Annotated in this window: 11 protein-coding genes; 4 read left to right on the forward strand and 7 right to left on the reverse strand. The window is 70.9% G+C overall.

All coding sequences use genetic code 11. The annotated features are described in order from the left end of the window. Positions 1 to 108: 108 nt before the first annotated feature. Both BCF74_RS13845 and BCF74_RS13850 read right to left on the reverse strand, forming a co-directional pair. Entirely contained in the window at positions 109 to 945 is an 837-nt protein-coding gene (locus BCF74_RS13845) for a class II fructose-bisphosphate aldolase (protein ID WP_106298553.1), read from the reverse strand. Further along, entirely contained in the window at positions 945 to 1,844 is a 900-nt protein-coding gene (locus tag BCF74_RS13850) for an SIS domain-containing protein (protein ID WP_106298554.1), read from the reverse strand. The genes BCF74_RS13845 and BCF74_RS13850 overlap by 1 nt, the downstream gene beginning before the upstream one ends. Positions 1,845 to 1,979: 135 nt before the next feature. Between BCF74_RS13850 and BCF74_RS13855 the strand changes: the two genes are divergently transcribed. Both BCF74_RS13855 and BCF74_RS13860 read left to right on the forward strand, forming a co-directional pair. Then, positions 1,980 to 2,471 carry a glutathione peroxidase gene (locus BCF74_RS13855; protein WP_106298555.1) on the forward strand — a complete coding sequence of 164 codons (492 nt, stop codon included), beginning with the start codon at positions 1,980 to 1,982 and terminating at the stop codon, positions 2,469 to 2,471. 31 nt (positions 2,472 to 2,502) lie between these two features. Continuing rightward, entirely contained in the window at positions 2,503 to 3,477 is a 975-nt protein-coding gene (locus BCF74_RS13860) for an N-acetylglucosamine-6-phosphate deacetylase (RefSeq protein WP_245889369.1), read from the forward strand. Positions 3,478 to 3,662: 185 nt separating this feature from the next. Here BCF74_RS13860 and BCF74_RS13865 read toward each other — a convergent pair whose 3' ends face one another. The 5 genes from BCF74_RS13865 to BCF74_RS13885 form a co-directional block, all read right to left on the reverse strand. Next, entirely contained in the window at positions 3,663 to 5,228 is a 1,566-nt protein-coding gene (locus BCF74_RS13865; protein WP_106298556.1) for an ATP-dependent DNA ligase, read from the reverse strand. 7 nt (positions 5,229 to 5,235) lie between these two features. Next, positions 5,236 to 5,865: a GNAT family N-acetyltransferase gene (locus BCF74_RS13870; protein ID WP_245889370.1), complete on the reverse strand. Its 630-nt coding sequence runs from the start codon at positions 5,863 to 5,865 to the stop codon at positions 5,236 to 5,238. 8 nt (positions 5,866 to 5,873) lie between these two features. Next, positions 5,874 to 6,320, reverse strand: coding sequence for a VOC family protein (locus BCF74_RS13875; RefSeq protein ID WP_106298558.1), 447 nt, complete (start codon positions 6,318 to 6,320; stop codon positions 5,874 to 5,876). A 220-nt stretch (positions 6,321 to 6,540) separates the two neighbouring features. Then, a complete protein-coding gene (locus BCF74_RS13880; RefSeq protein WP_106298559.1) occupies positions 6,541 to 8,565 on the reverse strand; it encodes a PhoX family protein in 2,025 nt (674 codons plus the stop codon). 174 nt (positions 8,566 to 8,739) lie between these two features. Continuing rightward, entirely contained in the window at positions 8,740 to 9,939 is a 1,200-nt protein-coding gene (locus BCF74_RS13885; protein WP_146132977.1) for a hypothetical protein, read from the reverse strand. A gap of 84 nt (positions 9,940 to 10,023) precedes the next feature. On the opposite strand from BCF74_RS13885, the gene BCF74_RS13890 reads away from it, so the two are divergent. Next, positions 10,024 to 10,803 (forward strand): GAF and ANTAR domain-containing protein, encoded by a 780-nt coding sequence (locus BCF74_RS13890; RefSeq protein ID WP_170070255.1) that lies wholly within the window; start codon positions 10,024 to 10,026, stop codon positions 10,801 to 10,803. A 25-nt stretch (positions 10,804 to 10,828) separates the two neighbouring features. Further along, complete coding sequence (locus BCF74_RS13895) at positions 10,829 to 11,965, forward strand: App1 family protein phosphatidate phosphatase (protein WP_106298562.1); 1,137 nt, start codon at positions 10,829 to 10,831, stop codon at positions 11,963 to 11,965. The last annotated feature ends 3 nt before the right edge of the window (positions 11,966 to 11,968 follow it).

The following is an 11,968-nucleotide window of genomic DNA, read 5'->3' on the forward strand; positions in this document are numbered from 1 at the left end:
GGCGCGCGCCTTCGCGTCCCGATCTCACCCAATTGGGGGGTTGGGGACGGGGTTGGCTGGTGTGCCGGGTGCGCGCCTTTGCGTCCCGATCTCACCCAATTGGGGGGCTCAGGGACGCAGCGCGAGGAGCTCGAGGAGGCGCGCGGCCTCGTCGGCGACGGCGTCACGGGCGGCCCCGAGGTACTTCCGCGTGTCGACGCTGGGGCGCTCCTCGAGGCTGCGCTGCATCGCCGTCGTCCACACCTGGTTGAGGTGCGTGGCGATGTTGACCTTCGTCATGCCGGCCCGGACCGCCGCGACGAGTCCGTCATCGGGGACGCCGCTCGACCCGTGCAGCACGAGAGGCACCGGCACGACGGCCGCGATGTCCGCGATGAGGTCGGTGTCGAGCACCGCGACCCGCTCGGTCATCGCGTGCGAGCTCCCGACAGCCACGGCCAGCGCGTCGACACCCGTGTCCGCGACGAACTGCGCCGCGTCACGCGGGTCGGTCCGGACACCCGGCGCATGCACGCCGTCCTTGCCGCCGACCTCACCCAGCTCGGCCTCGACGCTCACCCCGGCCTCGTGGCACAGCGCCACGACACGGGCCGTCGTCTCGCGGTTGACGTCGTCGGGCAGCTTCGACCCGTCGAACATCACCGACGTCAGCCCGAGGCGTACGGCCTCCTCGACGAGGTCGACGGACTCGGCGTGGTCGAGGTGCACGACCACGGGCTGGGTGCACGCCTCAGCGATGGCCAGGGTCGCGGCCGCGATCGGGCGCAGCGACCCGTGATACTTCACGGCGTTCTCACTGATCTGCATGACCACTGGCAGCGAAACGCGTTCTGCGGCAACGGCATACGCCTCGGCATGCTCGATCTGGATGACGTTGTACGCGGCGACGGCGTGCCCGCCGTCGCGAGCAGCGGCCAGGACGGGGACGAGTGGCGACAGCGGCATCAGCTGGCGTCGTCGAGGATGATCGAGCGGGTGAGGTTGCGCGGCTGGTCGGGGTCGATGCCGGCCTTCGCGGCACGCATGACGCAGAAGCGCTGGAGCCGCACGAGCTCGGCCATCGGGTCGATGTCACGGTGCTCGAAGTGCGCCCCGGTGCGCCGCACCTCGTCGGCCAGTCCCTCGGGCACCTCGCCGAACGCCCAGGTCGCGCGCCCCGGCGCCGCGATGCTGATCGGCCCGTGGCGGTACTCCATCGCCGGGTAGGACTCCGACCAGAACTGCACCGACTCGCGCAGCTTGAGCGCCGCCTCGTTCGCGATGCCGTTGGTCCAGCCGCGACCGACGAAGGTCACCTGCTCGACGTCGACGAGCCCGTCGTATGCCGTGTCGTCACCTTCGGCGAGCACCGCGCGGGCGTCGCTGATCGCCGCGTCGAGCGAATCTCCCAGAGAAGCGCGAAGGAGGGCGAGAACCGTTGTGGCGAAACGCGTCTGGACCACCGACTGCTCGTCGACCTCGGGCAGCAGGATCGTCGACTCGGCGGCCTCCGCGACGGGCGTTCCGGGCGTCGCGACGATGGCGACGTGCGGGGTGCCGGCCGCTCGCAGTGTGTCGACGACCTCGATGACCTCCGTCGTCGTGCCGGAGCGGGTGATGACGACGACACGGTCGTAGCCGCGGTCGAGGAAGTTCTCCGAGGCGGCGAACGCATCGGTGACGCCGTGACCCAGGGACTCACGCAGGACGGCATACGACTGACCCATGAACCACGACGTGCCGCACCCGATCGTCGCGACGCGCTCACCGCGCTGGGGGAGGAGGTGCGCGACCTCGGGTAGGCGGCCGACGACGGAGGCCCAGTCGTCGGGCTGGGTCGCGATCTCGCGCTCGAGATGGGTCATGGGAGTCCTTCACGCCGGAGGTGAGTACGGAATTGCACGAACTTGATCAGATCGTACGGGCAACGAGCAGTCTCGCTCAACAGAACGACGAAAAGGAGCCTGAGCCACCTCAACTTCGGCGCCTAGGCTGCACCCATGACTGACGCCACGCTCGCCGACTTCTCGGCCACGACGCTCGAGGGCGACCCACAGGATCTCTCCGCCTACGACGGCAAGGTCGTGCTCGTCGTCAACACCGCCTCGGAGTGCGGCTTCACCCCACAGTACGAGGGCCTCGAGAAGCTGTGGCAGGACTACCGCGACGAGGGTCTCGTCGTCCTGGGCTTCCCGTGCAACCAGTTCGGCGGGCAGGAGCCGGGCGATGCCGCGCAGATCGGCGCGTTCTGCCAGCGCAACTACGGCGTGACGTTCCCGATGTTCGACAAGGTCGACGTCAACGGCGACGACGCGCACCCGCTCTTCCAGTGGCTGCGGCAGGAGAAGGGGGGCCTCCTGGGCAGCAAGATCAAGTGGAACTTCACGAAGTTCCTCATCGGCCGCGACGGCAAGGTCATCGACCGCTACGCCCCCACCGCGAAGCCCGAGTCGCTCACCGGCGACATCGAGAAGGCGCTCGCCACCACCTGACGCGCATCCGGCGAGCCCTAGGGTGGGATCCGTGAGCGACACACCCACGGAAGCCGTCGTCCTCGAGCGCGTGGAACGGGTCGACCTCGTCGACCTGCACTGCCATGGGGCCCTCGGGCACGAGTTCGGGCACGACGCCGGTGGCTCCGCAGCGGCTGCCGGCTACCACCACGCCGCCGGTGTCGGGACGCTCGTGGGGTCGCTGGTCTCGGGCTACCCCGACACGCTCGTCGGCCAGGTCGCGACCCTGGCGCCGCTCGTCGCGTCGGGTGAGCTCGCCGGGATCCACCTCGAGGGGCCGTTCCTCTCGGAGGAGCGCCGCGGCGCGCACGACCCGTCGGCTCTCACCGACCCGGACCTCGAGCTCGTCGAGACCCTGGTCGCCACGGCGTCGGACTCGGGCGCGCCGAATGCATTGGTGCAGTGGACCTTTGCGCCGGAACGGCCGGGCGCGGACGCCTTCGTCTCGGCGCTCGCGCGGCACGGCATCCTGCCTGCGGTCGGTCACACGGACGCCGACGCGTCCACGGTTTCGACGATGCTCGCCACGATCGCGGACACGTGCGGTCGCCCTCCGCTCGTGACGCACCTCTTCAACGGTATGCCGCCCTTCCACCACCGCGCCGGTGGTCCCGTCGCCGCTGCGCTCGCCGCCGCGGGGCGGGGCGACTGCGTCGTCGAGCTCATCGCGGACGGCGTGCACCTGGCTCCCGACGTCGTGCGGATGGTCTTCGAGACGGTCGGCCCGGAGCGGATCGCGCTCGTGTCCGATGCGATGGCCGCGACGGGGCTCGGTGACGGCGCCTACCGGATCGGGTCGCTCGACGTCGCCGTCGCGGACGGGGTGGCGCGGCTCGTCTCGCCGGACGGTGAGCCGGGGTCGATCGCCGGGTCGACCTCGACGCTCGCGGACTGCGTGCGGTGGTGCATCGACGTCGTCGGCCTCCCCGAGAGCGACGTCATCACCGCCGCCTCGACCACCCCGCGAACTGTCCTCACATCCTGACCGTGTCGTCGCGACTGTCCCGAACCGTCCAATTGGGTGACTTCGGGACGCGACGGTGAGCGGCGGCATCCCCGCGCGCATGTCCTGAACCGTCCAATTGGGTGACTTTTTCCCGGGTGGGCGGCCACCCGCTGCGCTCGGCGCGTCCAATTGGGTGAGTTCTTCGCGGGCGGTGAGCGGGCGGCTCAGTCGCGGAGCATCGCGCGGAGGGTCTGGATCGTGTCGGCCTCGTCGGCCGGTTTCACGTCGGGCACCGCACCCTGCCGGGGGGCACCCTCGACGCGATACCTCTTGACCCGCGCGAACCGCAGCGCCACCCCGCCCGGGTAGCGCGACGACCGCTGCACGCCGTCGATGGCAATCTCGACGACGACCTCGGGCCGCAGGGTCAGCGCCCACCCGGTGTCATCGGTCGCGAACTCGGGGAACGTCTCGGTCTGCCAGCGCAGCAGCTCGTCGGTCAGACCCTTGAACGTCTTGCCGACCATCACGAACCCGCCCGCCGGCCCGAACTCGCCCTCGGGGTCGCGCGCGCCGAGATGCAGGTTCGACAGCCACCCCTGTCGCCGACCCGACCCGCGCTCGACCCCGATGACGACGAGGTCGAACGTGTGCACCGGCTTGACCTTGACCCAGTGCTTGCCGCGACGCCCGGCGGCATACAGCGAGTCGACCGCCTTGACCATCACCCCCTCGTGACCGTGCGCCAGCGCATCGCGCGAGACCCGTTCTGCGACAGCAGGATCCGCGGTCACCTCACCATCGATCCGGTATGCCGGTGCGATGCGTTCCAGGGTCGCGAGCCGGTCCCGGAGTGGTCGGTCGATGAGGTCCTCACCGTCGAGGTGCAGGACGTCGAAGAAGCGCGGCGCAAGGACCTGCTCACGAGTCTCGCCGGCACCGAAGCGGCTCATCGTGTCCTGGAACGGTCGCGGCGCGCCGTCGTCGTCGAGCATGAGGGTCTCGCCGTCGAGGATGACCGACTCGACGGGCAGGGCCCGAGTGGCCTCGACGATCTCTGGCACGCGGGCCGTGACGTCGGCGAGGGATCGCGTGTAGACCCGCACCTCGTCACCGTCGCGGTGCACCTGGATCCGGGCGCCGTCGAGCTTGTGCTCCACGGACGCCTCGCCGGTGACCTCGAGCGCTGCCTCGGCCGTCGCTGCGGTGGAGGCGAGCATCGGCTGGACCGGCGTGAAGACGCGCAGCCCGACGTCGGCCAGCGCCTCCGGCGAGGTGAGTGCCAACCGCACCGTCCCCGGCAGCGAGCCGCTGAGCATGACGGCCCGACGCACGTCCGCAACGGGCAGCCCGACCGCCTTGGCCAGGCCGTCGGTGAGGACACCCTCGAGGGCACCCGTCCGGACCTCGCCCGTGAACGCCCTGACGAGGAAGTCCTGCTCCTCCGCGCTCGCCCGCTCCAAGAGTGCCGTCAGCGCGGCACTGCGCGCGCCCGCAGATCCTGAGCCGGCGAGACCGGCGATCTCGTCCAGCACCGCATCGACGTCGGCCACCGTCAGCGGGGTGTCGCCAGCACCGCGCACCCCAGCCGACCTCTTCGCGGCGAGCACGGTCCGGTAGCCGAGTCCGATCGACCCCTGCCGCAGCTTGCCGAGCAGCAGCCCGACCGCCGCCTCCGCCTCGGCCGGGTCGAGGTCGCGCAGCACCTCGGCGAGAACCTGCGTCTTCGTCGTGCGCGACCGGGTCGCCGCGAGAGCGGCGGCCGCGTCGACGAGGCGCGCGAGCGGCATACCGCCGTCAGGCATGTCGGGCCTCCTGCCGGGTCTGCCAGTCGGTGTCGAGCATGGCGTAGGAGTACTGGTCGACCCAGCCGAGGTCACGGTGCAGCGTCACAGCACGCTGATGCCCCTCTCGCGTCATCCCCACACGCTCCATGAGAGCCGCCGATGCGGAGTTGGGCGCGTAGCAGTCCGCCTCGACCCGATGCAGCCTCAGGCTGTCGAAGCAGACCGACAGCGCCGCCAACACCGCTTCGGTCGCGAGGCCGCGCCCGCGCACCTCGGGGTCCATCGACCAGCCGAGGTTCGCCTTCGTGGCGCGAGCTGCCTCGACGACGTCGCTCTGCGCCCACGAGTCCATGACCCGGACGTGCAGGTCCATGACGACCCGCCCGTCCCACCGAGACCCGGACCCGTCGTGCAGCTCGACGGCGAGGATCGTCGCGAGCTTCTCGGACGCGCCGAGCCGCTCGAGGTAGACGTCGAGGTCGGGCCACGGGTTGTTCATCCACCGCCCGACATCCTCGCGCCGCCGCCAGGCGTGCCAGATGACCTCGAGGTCGTCGTGCGTGGCCGGGCGCAGGAGCAGCCGCTCCGTGCGTACCGGCCAGTCGACGTCGGCCAGCGAGGGGAGTGCCCGGGCGCTCACCCGTCCCGTCACACCGCCGCGTCGGGTGGGCCGGAGGGCTGGTCACCGGCGATGTTGACCATCCACTGGATGCCGTAGCGGTCGACGCACATGCCGAACTCATCGCCCCACATCTGCTTCTCGAGCGGGACCGCGACGTTGCCGCCGTCGGAGAGCCCGTCCCAGTAGTGCCGCAGCTGGTCGCCGTCGTCACCGGAGAGGCTGATCGAGATCTGCGAGCCCTGGCTCGACGGCATGCCGGGAGGGGTGTCGGCGCCCATGAGCGTCAGGCCACCGGGGGCCGTGAGCTGCGCGTGCATGACGCCGTCGGGGTTGGCCTGGTGGTCGGGGTTGCCCTCGGAGAACTCGCCGAACGTCGAGACGTTCAGCTCGCCGCCGAAGACGCTCTTGTAGAACTCCATCGCCTCGCGGGCGTTGTCCTGGAACTGGATGTACGGGTTGAGTGTCGTCGCCATACGGCTCAACGTAGACCCGTCCGCCGACACCCGGGAAGGGTTCGCGTCGCCCGGATGCCGGCGCCGCATTTCTGCGCCGGTCGCGCCAACGGCGCAGGTCGTGGTCGGGGGCCCAACACCAGCGGGGCGACTTATTGCCCGTTTGTGCCGTCCCAGCGCGGGTGCGCCGTCCCGGGAAGGGCACAAACGGGCAATAAGTCGAGAAACAGGTCCAGCAGGGTCAGCGGCCGTGACGACGGTAGGCGTGGATCACCGACGGACGCGGCTGGCCGTCCCCGCGGTACGGGAACTGCGAGACGACGTTGTCGGGCGACGCGCCGTCGACCTCGCCGGGGTGCTGCACCGCGACGATGACCGAGTCCGGGCCGAGAATCGTCGGGCCGCACGTCTCGGCACCGACCGGCACCGACAGGAACTGCCGCAGCGCACCGGAGTCCTCGCCCTCGACCGGCATCGCGTAGAGCGCGTCACACCAGCCGAGCGTTCCCGGCATGCCGTCGGTCGCGATCCACAGGTTGCCCGCGCCGTCGAAGGCGACGTTGTCGGGGCAGCTGATCGGCGACACCTCGGACTTGTCGTAGCCGTCGAAGTACGTCTGCGGGTCGTTCGGGTCGCCGGCGACGAGGACGATCTTCCACGTGAACGTCAGCGAGCCGTGGTCGCCGCCGTCCTCGGTGAACTCGGTGACGTGGCCGTGCTTGTTGTTCGCCCGCGGGTTGGCCTCGTCGATCTGGGCGGCCGTGCGACGGGTGTTGTTCGTCATCGCGGCGTAGATCTTGCCGGTGACCGGGCTCGGCTGGACGTCCTCCGGGCGGTCCATCTTCGTCGGGCCGACCTTGTCGGCGGCGATGCGGGTCCACACGAGGACCTCCTCGACGCTCATGCCGGGGACCTTCGACCGGCCGTCGACGACGAGCGGAAGCCACTGGCCGGTGCCGTCGTACTCGCCGTCCGCGGCGCCGTCACCGGTGAGCTTGGCGACGTAGAGGTCGCCCTCGGTGAGGAGCGTCATGTTGTGCTTCTTGTCGCCCTCGACGTACTTCGCCTTCGAGATGAACTTGTAGATGTAGTCGAACCGCTCGTCGTCGCCCATGTATGCCGCCGCGCGCCCGTCCGCGGTGAGCGCGATCGTCGCGCCCTCGTGCTTGAAGCGACCGAGGCTCGTGTGCTTCACCGGCGTCGACGTCGGGTCCTCCGGGTCGACCTCGACGACCCAGCCGAACCGGTTGACCTCGTTGGGCTCCTTCGTGACCGAGAAGCGATCCTGGACGCGTTCCCAGCCGCGGCCGCTGGAGGTGATGCCGTAGCGCTTGAGCTTGCCGTCGGGGTCGGGGGCGCCGGTGGCGTCGAAGTACTGGTTGAAGTTCTCCTCGCCGGAGAGGTAGGTCCCCCATGGCGTCTCGCCGCCGGCGCAGTTGTTGAGCGTGCCGAGGATGCGCTCACCGCGCGGGTCCGCCTTCGTGCGGAGGTGGGCCGAGCCGGCGGCCGGGCCGGTCACCGCGAACGGCGAGTCCGTGTGCAGGCGACGGTTGCGCTTGCCGCCCTGCACCCAGCGCCACGCGCTGCTCGCGTTGCGACGGGCGACCTCGGTGATCGTGATGCCGTGCGCGGCCATGATGATCTCGAGCTGCTCGTCGGTGAGGTCGTCCGAGGAGCTGATGCCGCGGAACATGAGCTCGTCGTTGGTGTACTCGTTGTTGAAGGCGAGCAGGCCCTTGTGGGCGCCGTTGTTGCCTGCGCCGCCGAGGTGGAACTGGACGTAGTCGCAGTTGTAGCCGGCCTGCTCACGCTGCGCCTCGGGCGTCTGGTTGTCGAAGTCGAACGCAGGCGTGTCCGCGAAGAGCGGGTCGCCCCACGAGATGATCGGCGCCCACGCGAAACCCTCGGGCACCTTGACGGCGTCGACGTTCGCGGGGGTCGGGGCGATGCCCTCGAAGCCGAGCGCGCTGCCCTTGGCCGGCTTCTTCGCGAGGCCCTTGCCCTTGCCCTTGCCGGGGGCAGCGGCCGCGGTCTGCGGCAGCGTCCACGCGGTGAGGCCGACGAACGCGGCGCCGACACCTCCGGCACGGAGCGCGGCCCGGCGGGTGACACCGGCGGCGACGATGTCGCCGAAGTACTCGTTGTCGGACGTGTTCGGCACGTCCTGGGCGCAGGCGTTGCCGCACCGGTACTGACAGGTCATCGAGCTGCGGCCGCCCTCGTGGGCGGAGGTGAGCAGCGGGAGCATACGGACGGGAGTGGTCACGGCGGGTCCTTCGTCGGTGGCGGGGAACAGGGGATTCAGCCCGCCCTCGACGCTATGGAGCCACCGCTCCCGGGGTCGGGCCCTCCGGTGAACTCTGTATGACACCTTGGGGACGGCTGTGTGACCGCTGTCCGGGCACTACGGGCACTACGGGCGCTCCGGGCGCTGCGGAGGTCAGGTGCGCCGCAGCACTCCGTTGTCGAGCAGGGCCGTGATGCCTTCGGCGACGATGGCGGCTCCGTCGGGGTGCGCGCCAAACTCCGCGATGACCGCCGTCCGCGCCTCGCCGACCGTCACCGGTTGCGCCGCGAGCCCCCACACGACCTCCCCGATGGGGCCGAGGTGGACGACCTCGTCGCCGATGAGCACGACCGAGCCGCCCTCGCCGTGCAGGGCGTCGCACCAGGGCCCGCGCACGATCCGGACGTCGTCGGTGAGCGACCCCGCCGCGGCAACGTTCGCCTCGCCGTCAACCGGACCGTCACCTCCCGCGCCGGTCTCGCCGTGAGCCGGGTCGACGGCCCGGTCGACGGCCTGCCCGGTGGCCGGGTCGCTCACCGCGGGCTCGATGTCGGTGCGTGCCTGACCCGGGGTCGTGAACCACGGCTCGCGCTCGCTGCCGCCGACGCGGCCCGCGAGCAGGTCGGCGAGGAGGTCGACGCAGTCCTCGATGTCCCGGTAGCGCAACACATAGGGACCGCCGCCGAGGCTGAGCAGCTCGGCCAGACGCTCCAGAGGTCGGTCGAGCATCGGCAGCGAGGACGTCTGTCCCGTCACGGCGATGAGCGCCTCGACGAGGGGCAGCGGCTCGAGGGACGGCTCGGACGGGGTCGCCTCGCGGGCGAGGACGACCACCGAGGAGAGGTATGCCGGCCCGCTCGGCTTCCGCAGGTCCGCCTCGTCCGGGCTGAGCTCGTGCTTGTCCCAGGGGGCCCCGGGGTCGGTGATGACCGACACCGGCTTGGGGTAGGGCGAGACCGTGCCGTCGTCCTCGATCGCGACCGTCTCGTCGGTGAGGTAGCCGAAGCGTCGCCCGAGCACCGTCACCGCGGTCGACTTGCCCGCGCCGGAGCGCCCCACGAGCGCGACGGCACGGTCCTCGTCGCTCACGCCCGCGGCGTGGAGCAGCATCGCGGTGCCGCGGCGGCGTTCGAGCGATGCGAGCGTCACGGCGCGCGAGACGGCATACGGGTCACCGCTGGGCACGACGAACGGTTCGACGCCCTCGTCACCCGGCCCGGCACTCGGGACGCGACAGCGCTCCCACAGTTGCCGCAGCCGTGCGGCCTCCTCCTCGGAGACCTCGCGGAAGTCGAACTGCCAGCGCACCCGGATCACCTCGACCACGAAGGGCTGGCTCGGCTCCCCACTCACCCCGTCATGGTGCCAAACGGGACGGGTCCCCGTAACCGGTTCGCGCAGGTCATACTGGTTGAACCCTGCCCTGAAGGATCCCGAATGACTGACCTCCGTACCGAAGCGGTCACTCCCCCGCACGAGGCGCTGCTCTCCGAGATCGGCGGCGTGCTCTCCTCCGTCGACGAGCTCCAGGAGTATCTCGACCGGCTCGTCAACGCCGCCCGCAAGCACATCGACGGCTGTGACGAGGTGGGCGTGACGCTCCTCGTCGACGGCCGCCCGTCGACCGCTGCCTACACCACCGTCACGACGCTCGAGATCGACGCGATCCAGTACCAGCTCGACGAGGGCCCGTGCCTCGAGGCGGCGCGGGAGCGGCACGAGGTCATCGCGTCGCTCTCCGAGGGTGACGACCGCTGGCCGAGGTTCACCGAGGCGGTCCGTCGCGACGGGATGAAGTCGCTCATGGCTTTCCCGCTCGTCAGCGGCGGTGAGTCGGTCGGGGCGCTCAACCTCTATGGCAAGGAGGAGGACGCCTTCGAGCACTTCGAGATCTCCTTGGCGCGGACGACCTCGCAGCGGGCCGCGGACGCGCTCGTCTCGGTGCTGCACCTCGACGGCGCGCAGCGCCTCGCCGGCCAGCTCGAGCAGGCCATGGCGAGCCGCGCCTCGATCGAGCAGGCCAAGGGTGTGCTCATGGCGCTGCGCGGCATCGACGAGCACGAGGCGTTCGAGTGGCTGCGCCAGGTCTCGCAGAACCGCAACGTCAAGGTGCGCGACCTCGCCGAGCAGGTCATCAGCGGCGTCATGAAGCAGGACGCGTCCGCTGCGGCCGAGACGACGGACGGGCACCGTCCGGAGCGGTCCCCGGCAGGCTGACGCACCGACGGCCTAGAGTCGCTTCATGGCCCGCCCGCACCTCGCCGCCCTCGTGGAGGACGCGTGGAACCGTCGCAAGAGCGACACCCTGCGTGAGCGTGGCTGGGGCACGAAGATCGTCCCGCACACGGGCTACGGCAACGTCACCTTCGTGCGGGTCCTCGCGCGCGTCCTCATGTCGCGCGACCCCATGCGCGAGGTGTCCGGTGACGCGGCCGGCAGCGTCCAGTCGCTGAAGTCGGCCGACGAGGAGACCCGCGGGTGGCGCGCCTTCGTCACGGCGCCGGCCATCGACGTTCCCGTGAGCGTGCGCATCGGTGAGCGGGTCATCGACGGCCGCACCGACCGCTCCGGTCTCGTCGACCTCACCATCCACGGCCACGGGCTCGGACCGGGCTGGCACCAGGTGGAGATCTCCTCACCGCTCGCCCGCCCGAGGCAGGCGTCGGTGCTCGTCATCGGCACGTCGCAGACCTTCGGCATCGTCAGCGACATCGACGACACCGTCCTCGCGACCTCGCTGCCGCGCCCGCTCATCGCCGGGTGGAACACCTTCGTCAAGGCCGAGGGCACCCGACACCCCGTGCCGGGCATGGCGACGTTCTATCGCCGGCTCATGGAGGAGCACCCGGGGGCGCCGATCATCTACCTCTCGACGGGCGCCTGGAACACCGCACCGTCGCTGACCCGCTTCCTGCGGCGCAACGGCTACCCGCCCGGCCCGATGCTCCTCACCGACTGGGGCCCCACCCACACCGGCTGGTTCCGGTCCGGTCAGGACCACAAGCGCTCGGCGCTCGCCCGCCTCGCCCGCGAGCTGCCGCACGTGCGCTGGCTCCTCGTCGGGGACGACGGACAGAACGACCCGAAGCTCTACACCGAGTTCGCGTCGCGTCGACCCGAAGCGGTCCGGGGCATCGCCATCCGCCAGCTCTCGGTCGGTGAGCAGGTGCTCTCGCACGGCATCCCCGTCGCCAACGACGACCTCGCCCCGGCTCCGACCGAGGACATCGCCGCCCCCGTGGTGCGCGCGCCGGACGGCTACGCGCTCTCCCGGCTCGTCGGGCCGATCGTCTCCGGTGACGTCGTCGGCGCCGACGTCGCCGCCGATGCGTCCGCCGGGGTGCGCGCACTCGAGGCCTCCGACATGTGGGGGGTGTGAGCG

The organism is Knoellia remsis (assembly GCF_003002895.1).
GTDB classification, from domain to species: Bacteria; Actinomycetota; Actinomycetes; order Actinomycetales; family Dermatophilaceae; genus Knoellia; species Knoellia remsis.